At 70.5% G+C, this 18,018-nt stretch carries 20 protein-coding genes and 1 tRNA gene; 13 read left to right on the forward strand and 8 right to left on the reverse strand.

The window, feature by feature from the left end; translation table 11 throughout:
- The first annotated feature begins 14 nt into the window (after window positions 1–14).
- The 6 genes from FK530_RS12825 to ahpF all read left to right on the forward strand — a co-directional run bounded on the left by FK530_RS12825 (window position 15) and on the right by ahpF (window position 6,771).
- Complete coding sequence (locus tag FK530_RS12825; RefSeq protein WP_146487419.1) at window positions 15–1,409, forward strand: GntP family permease; 1,395 nt, start codon at window positions 15–17, stop codon at window positions 1,407–1,409.
- Between the two features lie 176 nt (window positions 1,410–1,585).
- A complete protein-coding gene (pgm, locus tag FK530_RS12830; RefSeq protein WP_146487420.1) occupies window positions 1,586–3,229 on the forward strand; it encodes a phosphoglucomutase (alpha-D-glucose-1,6-bisphosphate-dependent) in 1,644 nt (547 codons plus the stop codon).
- Between the two features lie 46 nt (window positions 3,230–3,275).
- Window positions 3,276–4,016, forward strand: a complete 741-nt coding sequence (locus FK530_RS12835) for a DsbA family protein (RefSeq protein WP_146487421.1) — start codon at window positions 3,276–3,278, stop codon at window positions 4,014–4,016.
- Between the two features lie 87 nt (window positions 4,017–4,103).
- A tRNA-Ala gene (locus tag FK530_RS12840) sits at window positions 4,104–4,176 on the forward strand.
- Between the two features lie 360 nt (window positions 4,177–4,536).
- Window positions 4,537–5,100 carry an alkyl hydroperoxide reductase subunit C gene (gene ahpC, locus FK530_RS12845; protein ID WP_146487422.1) on the forward strand — a complete coding sequence of 188 codons (564 nt, stop codon included), beginning with the start codon at window positions 4,537–4,539 and terminating at the stop codon, window positions 5,098–5,100.
- Between the two features lie 90 nt (window positions 5,101–5,190).
- A complete protein-coding gene (ahpF, locus tag FK530_RS12850) occupies window positions 5,191–6,771 on the forward strand; it encodes an alkyl hydroperoxide reductase subunit F (RefSeq protein ID WP_146487423.1) in 1,581 nt (526 codons plus the stop codon).
- A gap of 81 nt (window positions 6,772–6,852) precedes the next feature.
- Here ahpF and FK530_RS12855 read toward each other — a convergent pair whose 3' ends face one another.
- A complete protein-coding gene (locus FK530_RS12855; RefSeq protein ID WP_146487424.1) occupies window positions 6,853–7,911 on the reverse strand; it encodes a tellurite resistance/C4-dicarboxylate transporter family protein in 1,059 nt (352 codons plus the stop codon).
- A 50-nt stretch (window positions 7,912–7,961) separates the two neighbouring features.
- On the opposite strand from FK530_RS12855, the gene FK530_RS12860 reads away from it, so the two are divergent.
- Entirely contained in the window at window positions 7,962–8,207 is a 246-nt protein-coding gene (locus tag FK530_RS12860; protein ID WP_146487425.1) for a DUF2630 family protein, read from the forward strand.
- Between the two features lie 13 nt (window positions 8,208–8,220).
- On the opposite strand, the gene FK530_RS12865 is transcribed toward FK530_RS12860, so the two are convergent.
- Window positions 8,221–8,733 carry a winged helix-turn-helix transcriptional regulator gene (locus FK530_RS12865; protein ID WP_146487426.1) on the reverse strand — a complete coding sequence of 171 codons (513 nt, stop codon included), beginning with the start codon at window positions 8,731–8,733 and terminating at the stop codon, window positions 8,221–8,223.
- Between the two features lie 61 nt (window positions 8,734–8,794).
- Here FK530_RS12865 and FK530_RS12870 point away from each other — a divergent pair, with 61 nt between their 5' ends.
- Window positions 8,795–10,204 carry an MFS transporter gene (locus FK530_RS12870; RefSeq protein WP_158645092.1) on the forward strand — a complete coding sequence of 470 codons (1,410 nt, stop codon included), beginning with the start codon at window positions 8,795–8,797 and terminating at the stop codon, window positions 10,202–10,204.
- Here FK530_RS12870 and FK530_RS12875 read toward each other — a convergent pair.
- Entirely contained in the window at window positions 10,119–10,583 is a 465-nt protein-coding gene (locus FK530_RS12875; RefSeq protein WP_146487428.1) for an NUDIX hydrolase, read from the reverse strand. The genes FK530_RS12870 and FK530_RS12875 overlap by 86 nt on opposite strands.
- A gap of 51 nt (window positions 10,584–10,634) precedes the next feature.
- Between FK530_RS12875 and FK530_RS12880 the strand changes: the two genes are divergently transcribed.
- From FK530_RS12880 to FK530_RS12890, 3 genes are all read left to right on the forward strand, one after another.
- Window positions 10,635–10,817 (forward strand): hypothetical protein, encoded by a 183-nt coding sequence (locus FK530_RS12880; RefSeq protein WP_146487429.1) that lies wholly within the window; start codon window positions 10,635–10,637, stop codon window positions 10,815–10,817.
- Between the two features lie 88 nt (window positions 10,818–10,905).
- Window positions 10,906–11,607, forward strand: coding sequence for a FadR/GntR family transcriptional regulator (locus FK530_RS12885; RefSeq protein WP_146487430.1), 702 nt, complete (start codon window positions 10,906–10,908; stop codon window positions 11,605–11,607).
- Between the two features lie 18 nt (window positions 11,608–11,625).
- Complete coding sequence (locus FK530_RS12890) at window positions 11,626–12,480, forward strand: sterol desaturase family protein (RefSeq protein WP_146487431.1); 855 nt, start codon at window positions 11,626–11,628, stop codon at window positions 12,478–12,480.
- Here FK530_RS12890 and FK530_RS12895 read toward each other — a convergent pair.
- On the reverse strand, window positions 12,414–13,721 hold the full coding sequence (locus FK530_RS12895) for an MFS transporter (RefSeq protein WP_205124204.1): 1,308 nt from the start codon (window positions 13,719–13,721) through the stop codon (window positions 12,414–12,416). The two genes, FK530_RS12890 and FK530_RS12895, sit on opposite strands and share 67 nt — an antisense overlap.
- Before the next feature lie 252 nt (window positions 13,722–13,973).
- Between FK530_RS12895 and FK530_RS12900 the strand changes: the two genes are divergently transcribed.
- Window positions 13,974–15,119, forward strand: coding sequence for a CopD family protein (locus FK530_RS12900; protein ID WP_146487432.1), 1,146 nt, complete (start codon window positions 13,974–13,976; stop codon window positions 15,117–15,119).
- Here the strand turns inward: FK530_RS12900 and FK530_RS12905 are convergent.
- Genes FK530_RS12905 through FK530_RS12920 form a run of 4 tightly spaced genes read right to left on the reverse strand, consistent with a single transcriptional unit; the run spans window position 15,116 to window position 16,962 of the window.
- The gene (locus FK530_RS12905; RefSeq protein ID WP_146487433.1) at window positions 15,116–15,802 is read right to left on the reverse strand and encodes a GNAT family N-acetyltransferase; all 687 of its coding nucleotides are present in this window, start codon (window positions 15,800–15,802) and stop codon (window positions 15,116–15,118) included. The two genes, FK530_RS12900 and FK530_RS12905, sit on opposite strands and share 4 nt — an antisense overlap.
- A gap of 27 nt (window positions 15,803–15,829) precedes the next feature.
- Complete coding sequence (locus FK530_RS12910) at window positions 15,830–16,222, reverse strand: SRPBCC family protein (protein WP_146487434.1); 393 nt, start codon at window positions 16,220–16,222, stop codon at window positions 15,830–15,832.
- On the reverse strand, window positions 16,223–16,546 hold the full coding sequence (locus FK530_RS12915; RefSeq protein ID WP_146487435.1) for an ArsR/SmtB family transcription factor: 324 nt from the start codon (window positions 16,544–16,546) through the stop codon (window positions 16,223–16,225).
- Window positions 16,543–16,962 carry a winged helix-turn-helix transcriptional regulator gene (locus FK530_RS12920; RefSeq protein ID WP_146487436.1) on the reverse strand — a complete coding sequence of 140 codons (420 nt, stop codon included), beginning with the start codon at window positions 16,960–16,962 and terminating at the stop codon, window positions 16,543–16,545. Before FK530_RS12920 ends, FK530_RS12915 begins: the two co-directional genes overlap by 4 nt.
- An 83-nt stretch (window positions 16,963–17,045) precedes the next feature.
- Here FK530_RS12920 and FK530_RS12925 point away from each other — a divergent pair, with 83 nt between their 5' ends.
- Window positions 17,046–17,969, forward strand: a complete 924-nt coding sequence (locus FK530_RS12925) for an NAD(P)-dependent oxidoreductase (protein WP_146487437.1) — start codon at window positions 17,046–17,048, stop codon at window positions 17,967–17,969.
- The last annotated feature ends 49 nt before the right edge of the window (window positions 17,970–18,018 follow it).

An 18,018-nucleotide genomic window follows, 5' to 3' on the forward strand; every position in this document is an offset into this window, starting at 1 on the left:
CGGGAGTACCACTCATGTCCTCGGCCATCGACTGGCTGCAGCACGACACCGGGGGTCTGCTGACCCTCGCAGCGGTGTCGATCGCGGTCCTGCTCGTCCTCATCATCAAGGTCAAGCTCGAGCCCTTCATCGCGCTGATCATCGTGTCGGTCGCCCTCGCACTGGTGGCCGGCGTCTCCGTCGAGAAGCTCGTCGGGTCGCCGCAGAAGGGGGCGGCGCAATCGATCCTGGAGACCGGCTTCGGCGGCATCCTCGGGCACATCGCACCGATCATCGGCCTCGGCACGGTGCTCGGCGCGATCCTCGAGCGATCCGGCGGCGCCGACGTGCTCACCAGCTGGCTGCTCAGGCTGTTCGGGCCCAAGGGGGCGCCGCTCGCCATGGGGGTCACCGGCCTCATCCTGGGCATCCCGGTGTTCTTCGACATCGGCATCTTCATCCTGGCGCCGCTGGTCTACGTCGCCGCCAAGCGCGGCGGCAAATCGCTGGTCATGTACGCACTGCCGATGCTGGCGGGCCTGTCGATGACCCACGCCTTCCTGCCCCCGCACCCCGGCCCCGTCGCCGCGGCGGGCCTGCTGCACACCTCGCTCGGCTGGATCATCGTCATGGGCCTGGTCTGCGGCATCCCGGCGTGGTTCGCCTCGGGCGTCGTCTGGGGCACGTGGATCGGCAAGCGCGTGATCGTCGACGTGCCGGAGGAGTTCGTCCCGGAGGAGGAGCACGCCAGCAAGGACCGGCCGCCGCTGGCGCTGATCGCCTTCATCATCGCCGTGCCGATGCTGCTGATCCTGGGCGGCACCTTCGGCTCGGTGTGGCTGACCCCGGGAACGAAGCCCTTCTCGATCCTCGTCTTCCTCGGCACGCCCGCGATCGCCCTGACCATCGCCGTGGTGCTGGCCTTCTACCTGCTCGGCATCCGCCGGGGGATCAACGCCACGCAGCTCGCCGAGATGACCGGCGCGGCGCTCAAGCCGATCGGCATGATCCTCCTCGTGGTCGGCGCGGGCGCCCTGTTCGGCGCGGTCCTGCGGGCCACGGGCGTCGGAACGGCACTCACCGACTCGATGTCGGACCTCGGCCTGCCGCTCATCGTGACCGCGTACCTGGTCAGCTGCGCACTGCGCATCGCGCAGGGTTCGGCCACGGTGGCGATCACCGCGACCGCCGGCATCATCGGCGAGACGGTCGCGGCCGGCAACTACTCGCAGGCGCAGATCGCGCTCATCGTCATCGCGATCTCGGCCGGGTCGATCATCCTCAGCCACGTCAACGACGGCGGTTTCTGGATCGTCGCCAAGTACTTCAACATGACCGTCAAGCAGACGCTCATGACCTGGTCGGTGCTCGAGACCGTCCTGTCCGTGGTGGGCTTCGCGATGGTGCTCATCGTCTGGGCGATCGTCTGACGGCCTCGGCGTCGCGGCGGTCCGCCGTCGCGACGCCGAACCGAGCCTCCTCCCGTTCCGCCCGTTGTGCCCGACGGGCCACCGGATTACCGCGCGCGGAAGCCGTCCCGGCGATACGTTGGACGCCAGTGGCCGCGCGATCCGTGGCCGCATCCGGATGATGAGGTGGACTGACGATGGCTCATTCGCGTGCCGGCCGACCGGCTCTTCCCGACGACCTGATCGATGTCGAAGCTGTTCGTGCTGCGTATTATTCGGTCGCGCCGGACCCCGGCGATCCGGACCAACGGGTGGCGTTCGGCACATCGGGACACCGGGGGACGTCGCTGAGCGGCAGCTTCAACGAGAACCACATCGCGGCCACGACGCAGGCGATCATCGAGTACCGCGCGGCCGAGGGCGTCCGCGGCCCGCTCTACCTCGCGAAGGACACGCACCTGCTGTCCGGTCCGGCCTGGGAGACCGCCGTCGAGGTCCTCGCCGGGAACGGCGTGGACACCCTGATCGACCTCGACGACCGGTACACGCCGACCCCCGCCCTGAGCCACGCGATCCTGACCTTCAACCGCAAGCACGGGGGAGGCGTCGAGGCCGACGGCATCGTCGTCACCCCGTCGCACAATCCGCCCGCGGACGGTGGCTTCAAGTACAACCCGCCCACCGGCGGGCCGGCCGACACCGATGCGACCTCGGCGATCGCGGCGCGTGCCAACGAGATCCTCGAGAGCGGGCTGCGCGATGTGCGCCGCATCCCGCTGGAGCGGGCCCTCGCATCGGACGTGATCCAGCGCTTCGACTTCCTCGACTCCTACGTCGGCGACCTCCCTTCCGTACTGCACCTCGACCGGATCCGCGACGCCGGCGTCCGCATCGGCGCGGACCCGCTCGGCGGCGCGGCAGTCGGCTACTGGGGCGCGATCGGCGACCGCTACAACCTCGATCTGACCGTCGTGAATCCGACCGTCGACCCGCAGTTCGCGTTCATGACGCTCGACACCGACGGCAAGATCCGGATGGACTGCAGCTCGCCGAACGCGATGGCCTCGCTGATCGCGAACAAGGATCAGTACGACATCGCGACGGGCAACGATGCCGACTCCGACCGGCACGGCATCGTCACCCCCGACGGCGGGCTGATGAACCCCAACCACTACCTCGCCGTCGCCATCGACTACCTCTTCGCCTCCCGCAACGGCTGGCGCGACGACGCTGCCGTCGGCAAGACTCTGGTGAGCTCGTCCATGATCGACCGGGTGGTCGCGGAGCAGCAGCGGAAGCTGCTCGAGGTCCCCGTCGGCTTCAAGTGGTTCGTCCCGGGCCTGCTCGACGGGAGCGTCGGCTTCGGCGGGGAGGAGTCCGCCGGTGCGTCCTTCCTGCGCCACGACGGTTCCGTGTGGACCACGGACAAGGACGGCATCATCCTGGCGCTGCTCGCCTCCGAGATCCTGGCCGTCACCGGTAGGAGCCCGTCCCAGCACTTCGCCGTGTTGGGGGAGCAGTACGGCGTGCCCGCCTACGCCCGGACCGACGCGCCCGCAGGCCGCGAGCAGAAGGCCGTCCTGTCCAAGCTCTCGCCCGAGCAGGTCACCGCCGACGAGCTCGCCGGGGAGCCCATCACGGCCAAACTCACCCGCGCACCCGGCAACGGCGCGCCCATCGGCGGCCTCAAGGTGACCACCGAGAGCGCCTGGTTCGCGGCCAGGCCGTCGGGTACGGAGGACGTGTACAAGATCTACGCCGAATCCTTCCGCGGGGCGGATCACCTGGCGCAGGTGCAGGCGGAGGCGAAGGCGCTCGTGGACGGAGTTCTCGGGTCCTGAACCCGCCTGACCTGCACAGTCGTGTGCGGCCGCTATTGTGGTCGGCGTGAGCAAGGGTAAGAACGCGAAGTACGTTCCCGCGAAGCAGTCCAACACCATGACCTACGTGCTGGGCGGCATCGCCGTCCTCGTGGTCATCGTGGTCGTCATCGGCGGCGTCCTGCTGCTGAGCAAGAAGGAGGGCACGCCCGCTGATAAGGCGCAGGCCGCCATCGACAAGGCCACCCCGGCCTTCGTGCTCGGCAGGGCCGACGCCCCCACGAAGCTGACGTTCTTCGAGGACCCGTACTGCCCCGCCTGCGGCAACATGGAGCGCGCCAACGGCGAACAGATCACCAAGGCCATCGAGGACGGCAAGCTGCAGATCAAGTACTTCATGCTCTCCTTCCTGAACCGCAACAGCCCGTCGGGCGACTACTCCGACCGCGCGGCCGGAGGCCTGCTGGCCATCGCGAAGTCCTCGCTCCCCGAGGACCAGAAGCAGAAGGCGTGGCTGGGCGCGCACACCGCGATGTACGCGAACCAGCCCGAGGAGGGCAAGGGCGACAAGACCAACGCCGAGATCGCCACGGTTCTGTCCGACGGCGCCAAGGCCAAGGGCGTCGAGTTGCCCGCCGACGTGACGGCGGCGATCCGCGACGGCAAGTACACCGTCGAGTCCGCGCAGAACGCGGGCGCCGGCAGCCAGCTCATGCAGCAGGTCAACAGCACCGGCACGCCCACCGTCATCCACAACGGCGAGAAGATCACCGTGCAGGGCGACTGGCTGACGCCGCTCCTCAAGTAAACGGGCGCTGACCAGCCGATTTGGTGCACGCGAGCTGCCTCCTGTAATGTTCTCCGGGCGGGAAACCGCAGGTGAACAACGCAATACGGGGCTATGGCGCAGCTGGTAGCGCACCACACTGGCAGTGTGGGGGTCAGGGGTTCGAGTCCCCTTAGCTCCACAGAGAAGAACCCCTCCGACTTCGGTCGGAGGGGTTCTTTCGTGGTCGGGCGGGCCGTGGTCGGACGACGAGTGTGGCCGAGGGAACACTGCGGCCGTCCGGATCCGCACGCGGGGTGCCCGTCCGCTGCGGAACCGCATGTGACCTGCGATGACATGCTCGCCGAGTCGCATCGGAACCGTCCATCGGAGGCGCTCGTGACGAGAATCACCTTCATGTGATTGCGCTACCATGATCGCCCTGCCAGCGACGATAGGTATTCATGATGGGTGATCCAAGGTGTATCGATTTGTCCAATAAATTGGTCCGACCTAATCTCGATCTCGAACCCACAGGTACCCGAACGAAACGAGGAAGCACGTGTCGCTGATCAACAAGCAGATCAAGCCCTTCACCGCTGAGGCATTCAAGGACGGCAACTTCGTCACCGTCTCCGACCAGGACATCGCCGGCAAGTGGGCCGTCTTCTACTTCTACCCGGCCGACTTCACCTTCGTGTGCCCCACCGAGCTCGGCGACCTCGCCGATCACTACGAGGAGCTGCAGGGCCTGGGCGTCGAGGTCTTCTCGGTCTCGACCGACACCCACTTCACCCACAAGGCGTGGCACGCCTCGTCGGACACCATCGCCAAGATCAAGTACGCGATGATCGGCGACCCGAGCCTGCAGATCAGCACCGACTTCGAGGTGCTCCGTGAGGGCCAGGGCCTGGCCGACCGCGGCACCTTCCTGGTCGACCCCGACGGCGTCGTCCAGTTCACCGAGGTCACCGCGGAGGGCATCGGCCGCAACGCCGCCGAGCTCGTCCGCAAGGTCAAGGCCGCCCAGTACGTGCGCTCGCACCCGGGCGAGGTCTGCCCCGCCAAGTGGGAAGAGGGCGCCGACACCCTCGCTCCGTCGCTGGAGCTCGTCGGCAAGATCTAGTCGCCGACGGCCGCGGGGCGGGAGTCGTCTCCCGCCCCGCCGTCGTCCACCACCTCGCTCGAATCTGAAGAAGAAGAGGATCGGATCACCATGCTCGAAGCCGCGCTCGCCACTCAACTCAAGGGTCTGCTCACCAACGTCACGATGCCGGTCGAGCTCGTCTCGACGCTCGACGACGGTGCCAAGTCGGCCGAACTCGCGGAGCTGCTCGACGAGATCGCGGGCATGTCCGAGCACATCCAGCACGACCGGACCGGCGATGACCCGCGGACCCCGTCGTTCCTGATCCGTCGCGCCGGCACCGACATCGCGGTGCAGTTCGCCGGAATCCCGCTGGGGCACGAGTTCTCGTCGCTCGTGCTCGCCCTGCTGCAGGTGGGCGGTCACCCGTCCAAGGAGGCCGCCGACCTGCTCGAGCAGGTGCGCGACCTCGAGGGCGACTACCATTTCGAGACCTACTTCTCGCTGTCCTGCCAGAACTGCCCCGACGTGGTGCAGGCGCTCAACCTCATGGCGGTCCTCAACGCGCGGATCACCCACACCGCGATCGACGGTTCGCTGTTCCAGGACGAGGTCGACAACCGCCAGGTGATGGCCGTGCCGACGGTCTTCGTCAACGGTGAGCTCTTCGACTCGGGCCGGATGAACCTCGAGCAGATCGTCGGCAAGCTCGACTCCGGTGCGGCCGAGCGCACTGCTGCGTCGCTGTCGGAGAAGGAGCGGTTCGACGTGCTCGTCGTCGGCGGCGGCCCGTCGGGCGCCACCGCGTCGGTCTACGCGGCCCGCAAGGGGATCCGCACCGGCATCGTCGCCGAGCGGTTCGGCGGCCAGGTGCTCGACACCATGGCGATCGAGAACTTCACCTCGGTCTCGTACACCGAGGGCCCGAAGTTCGCCGCCGAGCTCGAGAGCCAGGTCCGTCAGTACGACGTCGACATCATGAACTCCCAGCGCGGTGCGAAGCTCGCCCGCGACGAGGAGACCGGCGTGATCACCGTCGACCTCGCGAGCGGGGCGCGGCTGCAGTCGCGCACCGTCGTCGTCTCGACCGGTGCCCGCTGGCGCTCGATGGACGTGCCCGGTGAGACCGAGTACCGCAACAAGGGCGTCACCTACTGCCCCCACTGCGACGGCCCCCTGTTCAAGGGCAAGCGCGTCGCCGTGATCGGCGGCGGCAACTCGGGCGTCGAGGCCGCGATCGACCTCGCGGGCATCGTCTCCCACGTCACGCTCATCGAGTTCGACTCGGAGCTGCGCGCCGACCAGGTGCTGCAGCGCAAGCTGCGCAGCCTGCCCAACGTCGACGTGCTCGTCAGCGCGATGACGACCGAGGTCGTCGGCGACGGCCGCAAGGTGACCGGCCTCAACTACACGAGCCGTACCACCGACGAGGCGCATGCGCTGGAGCTCGACGGCGTCTTCGTCCAGATCGGTCTCCTGCCGAACACCGAGTGGCTCGAGGGCACGCTCGAGCTGAGCCCGCGCGGCGAGATCGTCGTCGACGAGGCCGGGCGCACGTCGCTCCCGGGTGTCTTCGCGGCCGGCGACTGCACGACGGTCCCGTTCAAGCAGATCGTGGTCGCCGCCGGATCCGGTGCGACCGCGGCGCTGAGCGCCTTCGACCACCTGATCCGCACGGACGTTCCGGTCGAGGCGACCACCGTCGGCTGACGGGCCACCGCAGGATCACCACGACGGGCCGGGCCACCACCCGGCCCGTCGTGCGGTCGAGACGGACCGGTGCTCACTCGATCAGGCGGTGGGATCGGGCGGGGTGGCGCCGCGGCGGCCCTGCCCGCGCACCACCAGTGCGACCATGCCGGCTGCGACGGCCAGCCAGGTCGCGGGTGCTATCCACGCGTCGGCGTGCGCGATCCCCGCCATCCACTCCATTCCGGTGACGCCCGCGAGGCGCAGCGTGGCCTGCCCGTACATGCCGATGGGGAAGACGATCGACCACAGCGCGAGGCGGAGGAAGCCGGACTCGGGGGAGCGGCGCCACTGCCAGGCAGTGAGCGCGAGGAGCAGGGGGACCAGCCACGACGCGAACGCCCAGAGGCAGACGCAGACGGCGATCACGAAGTCCGGGGCCAGGATCCGCTCGCCGGGCGGCAGCGCGGCGAGCTCGGATCCCGCGAGGATCGAAATCGCCGCGGATCCGAAGAACACCCAGTAGGGCGCGACCTCCTCGCCCGGCCGCAGCGGGGAGAGCATCATCCGTGCCGCGACCAGCGCCGCCACCAGCACCAGCTGCGCCATCCCAAGACCCCACCACAGCGTCGCGACGGTACCGAGTCCGTGGCCGGGGAGCTGCGGCGCGAGCAGTCCCGCCACGACCGCCACCGACTGCGTCGCGACGCCCCAGAGGAACCAGGTGCCGTCGGCGCCCGCCAGCCGGTCGCCCTCCGGTGCCGCGGTGTTGTCGAGGACGCGCTGCGCCGGAACGAGGTAGCCGAGCACGAGCCACACCACCAGCGCCACGGCGCCGACCGCGAGGGCCGCCCCCGGTGCTCCGCGAAGAGCCAGGTAGCCCGCGAGCACCGAGGTCGCCGCCGGCACCGCCATCGCCGTGAAGCCCGCGGCGGCGATCTCCGCCTTGATCGCGTGGACGCCGTGCACCCGGGACAGGCCCGCCGCGGCGAGGGCGACATGGGCGAGGGCGGCGAGGACGAACAGGACGTCGCCCGGCACCGTCGCACCGACCGAGTACAACAGCGTCGCGATGATGGCCGTCGCCATCACGACGGCGAACCGGCCGAGGGCGTGCCCGGGAGGTGGGTGCAGCAGGCGGTACAGGGCTCGGTTGGACACCCTCTGATTGTGGCCCCACGCCGTTCGGCGATCGGTGGCAGGATCGGGACATGACCGACGACGCACTGCACACCCGGATCGACGCCCTCATCGCGGAGGAGCACGCGCTGCGGAACAGGCTCGGCGCGGGCGAGATCACCGAGAGCGAGGAGCAGGCACGGCTCCAGGTGCTCGAGACGCAGCTCGACCAGGCCTGGGACCTGCTCCGGCAGCGTCGCGCGCGACGCGAGTTCGGTGAGAACCCGGACGAGGCGGCCGCGCGGTCGGCGAACACCGTGGAGAACTACCGCAACTGACGCGGCGGGCCCGTCAGGGGACCGGTGTCAGCATCCGGTGCCGTCCGCGTAGCGCAACGGCGACCGGGTCGTCCCGCCTCCGGGGGTTCGGCCCGTCACCCGGGCGGGTCTCGAGGTCGCGCACCGTCGGCACGACGCCGCAGCACGCGCAGAGTCCGGACGGCTCGAGGTCGGTGCCGCACGACGCGTGCGTGAAGATCCGGGCGGGGAAGTCCGCTTCCAGATGCCGCTCACCCCAGCGCAGCAGGCTGAAGACGGTGGGCCACAGCTCCTCGCCGGCGGCGGTCAGCTCGTACTCGACGGTGCGCCCCACCTTCCTACGGGCGAGGACGCCCGCCTCGACCAGCGTCTCGAGGCGATCGGTGAGTACGCCTCGGGAGACGTCGAGGTGGGCGAGCAGGTCGCTGAAGTGGCGCACGCCGAGGAAGCAGTCGCGCAGGATCAGCAGCGTCCAGCGTTCGCCGACGACCTCCAGGGCGCGTGCCAGGTAGCACGCCTGCGCCTCGTAGCCGGTACCCAGTGCCATGGTCCCAGTCTACGCGCGATAGGTCTTGTGAACAGACTGACCGTCGGTCATGATGAGTTCCATGAATAGACTCGACACGGCCTACGAGCGGGTGCTCGCGACCGTCGCGGCGAGCACCCTCGTCGCGATGCTCGCGTACGCCGGCCCGCTGGGTAATGCGGTGACGCTCAACGACGCGCTGCGTGCCACGCCCGCGGGCGCCACGTGGATCCTCGCCTCGATGAGCGTGGGGCTCGCCGCCGCGTTGGTCACCGCGGGTGTCGTCGCCGACCGAGTCGGGCACCGGAGGGTCTTCCTCGCCGGCGCGGCGATCTTCGTCGCGGCGAACCTGGCCTGCGCCGTCGTCGTCTCGGCGCCGCTGTTCGTGGCCGCTCGCATCGGAGCCGGCGTCGGTGCCGCGGGCATGATCGCCACCGGGTTGGGCCTGGTCGCCGCCGAGAGTGAGCACGACGGGCATCGCGCCCGCACGGCGGTCTGGTGGAGCTCCGCGATGGGCGCCGGAATCGCGCTCGGGCCCGTGCTCACCGGCCTCTTCGACCTCGCGGGCGCGTGGCGCGTGTACTACGTGCTGCTCGCGGCGGGCGGTGCGGTGCTGTGGTGGGCGGGCCGCCGGATCCCCGCTCGGCCGGCGCACGATCCGGACCGACCGCTCGACGTCGCCGGCTTCTTCCTGCTGACGGGTGCGCTCACCGCCGCGGTCGCGGCGCTCGTCGAGGTGCGAGCCGGTGCCGGGGCCCTCGCCGCCGGGCTCGGCGCGGGGGCGGTCGTTCTCGGCGCGGCGTTGGCGCTGAGTCAGTGGAAGGGCGCGCGGCTGGTGGACCCCGCTCTGTTCGGGCGCCGCCGGTTCCTCGCCGCCACGTCGGCCGCCTTCGGTACGGGCATCGGTGTCATCTCCGCGATGTCGGTCGCGGGTACCTTCGCCGTCGGTGGTCTCGGGCTGACGACACTCCAGGCCGGCGGCCTGTTGGCGGTGTGGTCGGGGACGAGTGCAGTGGCGGCACTGGGGTTCTCGCGCCTGGCGGGAGTACTGTCGGGCCGAACCCACCTGGTGGGAGGACTCACCGGCGTGGCGCTGGGCCTCCTGCTCGCCGCGGGCCTGTCCGACGGTGCCTCACCGCTGCGTCTGGTGCCGGGCCTGATGGTCGCCGGCGTCGCATCGGGACTGCTCAACACGGGGCTGGCGCGGGAGGCGATCGCGAGCGTGCCGGCCGGCGATGCAGCGATGGGGAGCGGTGCCAACAACACGGCGCGGTACGTGGGATCGGCGCTGGGGATCACGATCGCCGGCCTGCTCGCCGTGGGCGTCGACCCGGTCGCGGGGTGGAACCGCATCGCGCTGGCAGCGGCGGGCGTGTCCCTCGTCTGTGCTGCAGTGGCTGCCGCCCTCACTCGGGGGACAGGTGCTCGCGCAGTCGGTCCAGGAAAGCGGTCTGCGCCTTCACCAGCTTCTCCGCGGCCTCCTCGAGGCTGAACCAGCCGGCGCGGTCGATCTCGGGGACGATCAGGATCCGGCCGGAGCCGCGCGGCCACTCCAGCTCGAACTCGTTGGAGCGGATCGTGGTCGTGTCGAAGTCGCCCTCCCGTGCGAACGCCGTCACGGTCTTGCCGCCGGATTGGCGGACGGAGCCCAGCGGCACCGTCGGGCCGGGTGGCGGCGGCGTACCCAGTTCCTCGGCGAATTCGCGTTCCGCGGCGGCCAGGGGCTCCTCATCGGTGTGCAGGCCCTTGGGGATCGACCAGGCGTGCGCGTCCTTGCGGCTCCAGAAGGGGCCGCCCATGTGCCCGAGGAGCACCTCGACGGCTCCGCCGGCGCGGCGGTACAGCAGGAGTCCGGCACTGGTCGTGGTCACGTCCGCAGCGTAGCGTCAGCGGTCACGGGACCGTCCTGCGAAGGAGGCGCGATGTCGGAGATCAGGCGAGCGCCGGACCCGCGGCGAGCGGCGTCGTCGCCGGACCGTGAGGTTCGGGTGTCCACGATCCTGCCGGACGGCGAGATCGTCGCCGTCCCGGTGGAACCGCTGAGCCGGCAGCACGACGCGAAGGGACTGGCCCGCGCATCGGAGCGCCCGCCGACGACGGACTGACCGCGCACCATCCCGCGGGCCACGCCGGCGTCGCACAACTGGTCCAACCAGTTGACCAGAGGGGGTGCCGGGTGTCATGCTGCTCGCCATGGACCTGACCCCCATCGCCAGGACCGCGGTCTCGGATGAGGTCTTCGCGCGCATCGTCGACGAGATCCTGTCGGGGCGTCTCGCGCCGCACGATCCGCTGCCCGCGGAGCGCGAGCTCGCCGAGCGCTTCGGCGTGAACCGCCACGCGATCCGCGAAGCGCTCAAGGGCGTGCGGCAGGCGGGCCTGGTGCACATCGCGCAGGGCGGTAAGACCCGTGTGCTCGACTGGCGCGTGAGTGCCGGTCTCGACGTGCTCAGTGCGGTCGCCGGCGCCGGCGTCGTCCCGCCGCTGCGCGTGCTGCGCGACGTCACCGAGATGCGGCGCACGATCGCCGCCGACGCCGCACGCCTCTGCGCGGAGCGGGCCACCATCGAGCAGAGGGCCGCGATCACGGCCCTCGCCCAGGGGTACCCGGACGGCGGGTACGCCGCGGACGCCGCGTTCTGGACAGCGGTCGTCGACGGCTCGGACAACCTCGCCTACCGGCTCGCGCTCAACACGCTGCTCGCGGGCATGAGGGGCGTGGGGGAGCAGACCTTCGGCGCTCTCGGGCTCGACGGTGAGCTGCTGGACCGGCAGGCGCACCTCGACCTCGCCGCGAGCATCGCCGTCGGCGACGCCGACGCGGCGCACGCCAGGACCTCAGAACTGTTGGCGGGCATCGTTGCCGCCCTCGACGCCGCCGCGGCGAACTCCTAGAAAGTCACAGGTGCCACCGTGTTCGACCTCATCCGTGCCGCCATACCGATCTTCGTGCTCTGCCTGGTGCTCGAGTATCTCTCGTTCCGCTTCCTGCCGGACGACGACGAACTCGGCTACGACCTGCGTGACTCCCGGACCAGCCTCACCATGGGCATCGGGAACGTGATCATCAACCTCGGGTGGAAGCTGGTGGTGCTCGCGGCCCTCGCCGGTTCCTATCTGCTCGCGCCCGTGCACCTCTCGGCGACCGACCCGCTGACGTGGGTGCTCCTGTTCGTCGCCGACGACCTGGCCTACTACTGGTACCACCGCACCCACCACACGGTCCGGGTGCTGTGGGCGAGCCATGTGGTGCACCACTCGAGCCGGTTCTACAACCTGTCCACGGCGCTGCGCCAGACCTGGACCCCGTTCACGGCGCTGCCGTACTGGATCCCGCTGGCGCTCATGGGAATTCCGCCGTGGATGATCCTGTTGCAGCAGTCGGTGAGTCTGGTCTACCAGTTCTTCATCCACACCGAGCGCGTCGGAAGGCTGTGGCGGCCGATCGAGTTCGTGCTGAACACCCCCTCGCACCACCGCGTGCACCACGGCTCGAACGCGGCGTATCTCGACCGCAACTACGGTGGCATCCTGATCGTCTGGGACCGCCTGTTCGGCACCTTCGAGCCCGAGGGCGAGCGAGTGCGCTTCGGTCTGACGAAGAACATCGACACGCACAATCCGCTCAAGGTGGCGACGCACGAGTACGCGGCGATCGTGCGGGACGTCCGCGGGACGCCCTCCTGGCGCGAGCGGTGGGGTTACGTGGCGAAGGGACCGGGCTGGTCGCCGGTGCCGCCGGCGGAGTCGGTCGCCGCGGCCGACTGACGCCGCGAGAGCACGGCGTTCGCGACGCCCGCGCTCAGCACGACGAGGGCGGCGACGAGCGGCGCGCACTGCGCCACGGCAGTGCCGAGGTTCTCCGCAAGCGCCCCGTTCACCGCGGACGCGAGGGACTGGCCCAGGATCAGGCTGCTGCCGAGGATCGTCATGACGGTGGCCGAGCGGCCCAGCGGACTGCGCTCGGCGCCGAGGCTGAACTCGGTCACCAGCGTCGGTCCCACGCCGATCCCCGCGATGGCCAGACCTGCCACGAGCAGCGGTAGCGACGGCGCGGCGGCGATCAGGGCGGCGCCGAGGACGAGCACGGTCGAGAAGCTCACCCAGCGCGCCGCGATGCTGAACCGTTCGGGCAGCAGTGCGGAACCGAGGGCGAGCGCAGCGGAGCCGACGCCCATGACGCCGTAGAACAGCCCTGCGGACTCCGCGTTGCCCGCATCGCGCATGAAGGCCGTGAGACCGGTGAGGGTGGAGCCGAAGAACAGGCCCATGCCGAAGACGCCCGCGATCACGGTGAACAGCAGGGGGTTCGCGAGTTCGCGCGCCGGTGCCTGCACGACGGCGCCGTCGCCGTGCTGCTCGGCGGCGCGGCCGCTGGGGTGCAGGGCGAAGGCCGAGACGAACAGGACGGTCAGTACTGCCGCGCCGACCATGGGGGCGGCGGGCGACATCGTGGTCGCGAGCAGGCCGACGATGACGGGGCCGAAGACGAAGATCACCTCGTCGGCCGCGGATTCGTAGGCCATCACCGATAGCAGCGTGCGCACCCGGCGCCCCTCGGGGAGCTTCGTGGTGATCATGGTGACCAGCCGGCTGCGCGACATCGGGCCGACCTGCGGCGCGCTCGCGCCCACCAGGGCGGCCGAGCCGAGCACCGCCCAGCCGGGCAGCGGGCTGAAGACGACCCAGGTCATGAGCAGCAGCGCAAGACTGTTCGCGATGCCGGCGGCGAGCACCGTCCGCCGCTGGCCGAACCGGTCCGCCGCCGCGCCGACGAGCGGCCCCACGACGGCGGAGCCGATGCCCACCATGGCCGAACTCAATCCGCCGAACGCCAGCGAGTCGCGGCCCGCGACCACGAGCGTGAGCACGCCGACCACCATCATGGCGAACGGGAGCCGTGCGACGAACGCGACGGGGAAGTAGCTGCGCCCGGCGACCGACAGCAGTGTCGGTGTGGGCGAGGAGGTCTCCCTGGGGGGCGTCTCGTGGGACATGGTGGCGGTCACCGTCGTCGGGCCTTTCCGCGGCGCGCGGCCGCCATCGTTTCGACGTGCCGCCTTGGGGCCCGGAGGGCTGTGCCAGGTAGATACACGAGCTGTCGCCGCGGCGTCGCCGCAGCCGAATCATCCTATCAATTCTCGATGCGGGACGCGCCCGCGCGTGAACCGGACATCTTGTCGAGACTAATAAAACCCCAGGTAAAGAGGGGTTTTGTCCGATTGGTCACACCGCGTTAGTAAGGCTAGTCTCACTCGACTATGGCGAGCCTTACCTACTATCTGGCGGCGGGCGCTCCGGCGACCCCTCCGCTCTGGCGCATCCTCACCCAGGTGGGGTACTTCGGTGCCCTCGCTCTGTCCGGTGGGGTGTTCCTCGTGCTGGCCTTCCTGCTGCCGGTCGCCGCGCGGGGCGGCGCGGCCGAGCGCGCGGTACGCGGCCTCGTGCCGTACGTCGCCGCCGTGACCCTGATCGCCGGCTACGCGCAGTACGCGGGGCGGATCGCGCGGAGCAAGCTGGGGCTCTCGTTCACCGAATCCCTCGCGCCGTCCCGGTTCGGCGCGTACCTCGATCTGCCGAAGGAGAAGGGGGCGTGGATCTCGGCGCCGGTGATGGCCACGGCGCAGCTCGGCCTCTTCGCGCTCGCGGTCGCTCTCCTGGTGGCCCTCCGCCTGGTCGACGGCCGGGCGATGGCGGTCCTCGCGGGCGCCGGCTTCGCGGTGATCGTGCTCGCCGCCTCCGCGCCCAGTCTGACGACCGCGGTCGTGGGCATGGACGCCGCCGCGAACCGCATACTCAAGCTGGCCCACATCCTGGCCTGTGTCGTCTGGCTCGGCGGGTTGTTCGTGCTCGCGGCGGCCGGCCTGCGGGCGCGGCGCTCCGGGGCCGACGGCGCCGGAGCCTTCGCGCGCATGTGGGGCCGGTTCAGCGCGTGGGCGATGGGCGCGGTGATCGCAGTCGGCGTCAGCGGGCTCTGGCTGACGTGGGTGCACGTCGGATCGTTCGCGCAGTTCGTCACGACGCCGTACGGGCGGTACCTGCTGATCAAGCTGCTCCTCGTCGTCGGCATGGTGGTCGCGGGCGCCTACAACGTGCGCGTGCTGATCCCCGCGATCCGGCGAGCCCGGCTGGCCGGCGACGGGCCCACTGTGATCCGGCTGGCCCTGCACCGCTTCCCGAGGGTGGTCGCGGCCGAGGCCGCAGCGGGCATCGGTGTCCTCCTGATCGTGCCCTTCCTCTCCGGGTCTGCGCGCAAGCAGGCCGACGGAGCCGCTGCGGGTCCGTTCGACTGGGAGACCTTCGGCGTCGGCGCGCTGCTGGTGGTTCTGCTGGTCGTCGGGTGCACGGCGGCGGTCCGGGTGGGATCGACGCGCTCGGCCGGCGCCGCCGGTGCCCCCGCCTCCTAGCTCGACGGGACGCGGATCACCTCGAGCGGCACCGTGCTCGTGTGGACGAAGCCCATCGCCTCGTAGAGTCTCCGCGCCGGATTGTCGTCCGAGGTGTGCAGGAAGGGGATGTCGCCGCGCTCGCGGATGCCATGAGCCACGGCGCGGATCACGCGGGAGGCGAGGCCTCGCCCGCGCGCCTCGGGCGCGGTGCAGACCGCACTGATCTCGGTCCACCCCTGCGGGTGCATGCGCTCGCCGGCCATGGCGATGAGAGTCCCGTCGGTGTCGCGGATGCCGAGGTAGGTGCCCAGCTCGATGGTGCGCGGTAGGAACGGCCCGGGCTTGGTCCGCTCGACGAGGGCCGTCATCTCGGACACGTCGGCGGCCATGAGGCGTACGGCCTCCGGTTCGGGTGCGGTCTCCACCGCGCTGCCGTCGTACTGGACCAGGCCGATCGTCTCGACCACCGACCACCCCGCCGGGAGCGGTGCCGACCGGTCGCGCAGGAGCGCGGTCCGGTCCCGGCCGGTCAGGCGTGCGACGTCGGCGTAGTCCTCGTCGGTGAGCGCGCGCGGGTGTCCGTAGAACACGGAGACGTCGGGGTGGTACCGCTGGATCCGGCCCGCGGACAGCCGGAACCGCGCGTGCGGGCCGGAGAGTGCGGCGTTGACGGGGTCGGCCAGAACGGAACGGTCGGTCACGTCCAGATCATGGCAGACGCGGTGGCGTCAGAGTCCGGCGGCGGTCTCCGCCAGGCGCGGCAGCACCGCGTCGCGCCAGCCGGGCCCCATGCGGTCGAAGGCGGCGGCCATGCGCTTGTCGTCCAGGTCGAATCCGCTGTGTTCCAGGAAGACGCGGGTGCCGCGGCCCTCGGCGCTCAGCGTCCAGGCGAGCGTCCACTCGGCGGTGAAGGTGTAGACGAAGCGCTCGGGTGCGACCGATTCCAGGACCCGGCACGGCTGCGCGCCGAACCCCGGCATGTCGAGGGTGAACTCGTGGCCGACGTCGGGCCCGATGTCACCCTCGGCCCACCACCGGCGGACCAGTTCCGGCTCGGTGAGGGCGCGCCACACGGCGGCCGGGGTGGCGGCGACGAACCGATCCAGCATGATGACGGCCATTCACAACTCCTCTGCGATCTCGGCGAGCGCGGACAGTCGTGCGCGCCAGAACTTCTCGAACGGGTGCAACCACTCGCCGAGATCCGCCAGCGGCTCGGCCGTGAGCCGGTAGATCCGGCGGCGGCCGTCGGGGGAGTCGGTGACGAGTCCCGCCTCGCGGAGCACCTTGAGGTGCTCCGCGACGGCCGGGCGGCTCAGCGTGAACCGCTCGCTGAGCTCGCCCGCGGCGAGCGGCCCCTCGGCGAGGATGCGCAGGAGTTCGCGGCGAACGGGATTGGCGAGCGCGAGGAAGACGCGATCGGTGCTCTCCGTCTCGGTGGTCACGCTGTCGACGTTACGTCGGATATCTCCGACATGTCAACTCTCTCCGACGCTTCTCCGTCGTGGGCGGACGGCACCGTGACGAGCTGTTCGCGCTGCAGGCGATCGCGCCCCCAGGCTCCGAGCGGCGCGAGTGCCGCGTTCAGCGCCAGACCGGACCGGGTCAGTGAGTACTCGACCTTGGGCGGCACCTGTGCGTACACCTCGCGCGTCACCAGCCCGTCCTCCTCCATCTCCCGCAGGTGCTGGGTGAGCATCTTCTCGCTCACCCCCGGCAGCCCCCGGCGCAGCTCCGCGAAGCGGCGCACGCCATGGGCGTCGAGCTCCCACAGGATGAGGCCCTTCCACTTCCCACTGACCACGTCCAGCGCGGCGTCGATGCCGCAGATGTACGGGCCCGATCGCGTCGATCTCGCCATGACCACCTCACTCACCAGAAGGTAAGTACCCCAGCAATTAGTGGGTACTTACGGAACGGACCGCCGGTATCGATGATCGAGGCATGACACAGCAGAGCGCAAGAGCACACGAACCGCAGACCGTCTCGATCCTCGGACTGGGAGCCATGGGCTCCGCCCTCGCCGCCCCTCTACTGGACCGCGGCCACGTCGTCACGGTGTGGAACCGCAGCCCCGGCCGGGGCGAGGAACTCGTCGAGCGCGGCGCGCGCCGCGCCGGTACCGTCGCCGATGCGGTGCACCGCAGCGGGCTGATCGTCACCTGCCTGCTCCGTTACGCCTCGGTGCGCGAGACCCTCGACCCGGTCGCGGAGCGGCTCCGTGGCCGCACTCTTCTCGACCTCACCACGACCACACCGGCGGAGGCCCGTGCACTCGGAGCGTGGGCCGAGGAACACGGCATCGAGTACCTCAACGGAGCGATCCTCGCCACGCCGCCCATGATCGGCGCACCGGGCGCGCAGCTGTTCGTCAGCGGGTCGGCCGAGGTCCTTGCGCGCACTCGCACGGTTCTCGAGGCCTGGGCCGAGATCGTCTACGACGGTGCCGACCCCGGCGCCGCGTCCCTCATCGACCTCGCGATGCTCGCGGCGATGTATCAGATGTTCGCGGGCCTGTTCCACGGCGCGGCGATGGCCGCGACGGCGGGCATGCGCGCGACCGATTTCGCCGCCCGGGCGGTGCCGTTCGTCACCGCGATGGTGCCCCACTTCGCCGGTGACGCCGAGATCGTCGACGGCGGGGACTACTCGGTGCCGGGCCAGCAGAGTCTGCACTTCTCGGACCTGTCCGACATCATCCGTGCCAGCGACGAAGCGGGTGCGAACTCGTCGACCATTCGCGCCGTCCAGGCGCTCATCGCCGAACAGGTCGACCTCGGCTTCGGCGACGACGGCATGGCCAGGATCTACGAGAGCCTGCGCCGCCCGCACGCCGGCCGCGATGACGCGGCGGAGGCCGTCGCATGACCGGGGTGACGCCGCTCCCATGGCCGTCCGCGGACTCGGCGCCGGGGGA

Source organism: Tsukamurella conjunctivitidis (genome assembly GCF_007858475.1).
GTDB classification, from domain to species: Bacteria; Actinomycetota; Actinomycetes; order Mycobacteriales; family Mycobacteriaceae; genus Tsukamurella; species Tsukamurella conjunctivitidis.

Excerpts from the sequence above, each read along its gene's own strand:
- FK530_RS12860 (WP_146487425.1), top strand. The coding sequence starts at position 7,962 with ATGACCGACGACGCACTGCACACCCGGATCGACGCCCTCATCGCGGAG.
- FK530_RS12925 (WP_146487437.1), top strand. The coding sequence starts at position 17,046 with ATGACACAGCAGAGCGCAAGAGCACACGAACCGCAGACCGTCTCGATC.
- FK530_RS12870 (WP_158645092.1), top strand. The coding sequence starts at position 8,795 with ATGAATAGACTCGACACGGCCTACGAGCGGGTGCTCGCGACCGTCGCG.
- FK530_RS12825 (WP_146487419.1), top strand. The coding sequence starts at position 15 with ATGTCCTCGGCCATCGACTGGCTGCAGCACGACACCGGGGGTCTGCTG.
- FK530_RS12865 (WP_146487426.1), bottom strand. The coding sequence starts at position 8,733 with ATGGCACTGGGTACCGGCTACGAGGCGCAGGCGTGCTACCTGGCACGC.
- FK530_RS12880 (WP_146487429.1), top strand. The coding sequence starts at position 10,635 with ATGTCGGAGATCAGGCGAGCGCCGGACCCGCGGCGAGCGGCGTCGTCG.
- FK530_RS12920 (WP_146487436.1), bottom strand. The coding sequence starts at position 16,962 with ATGGCGAGATCGACGCGATCGGGCCCGTACATCTGCGGCATCGACGCC.
- FK530_RS12900 (WP_146487432.1), top strand. The coding sequence starts at position 13,974 with ATGGCGAGCCTTACCTACTATCTGGCGGCGGGCGCTCCGGCGACCCCT.
- FK530_RS12885 (WP_146487430.1), top strand. The coding sequence starts at position 10,906 with ATGGACCTGACCCCCATCGCCAGGACCGCGGTCTCGGATGAGGTCTTC.
- ahpF (WP_146487423.1), top strand. The coding sequence starts at position 5,191 with ATGCTCGAAGCCGCGCTCGCCACTCAACTCAAGGGTCTGCTCACCAAC.
- FK530_RS12910 (WP_146487434.1), bottom strand. The coding sequence starts at position 16,222 with ATGGCCGTCATCATGCTGGATCGGTTCGTCGCCGCCACCCCGGCCGCC.
- pgm (WP_146487420.1), top strand. The coding sequence starts at position 1,586 with ATGGCTCATTCGCGTGCCGGCCGACCGGCTCTTCCCGACGACCTGATC.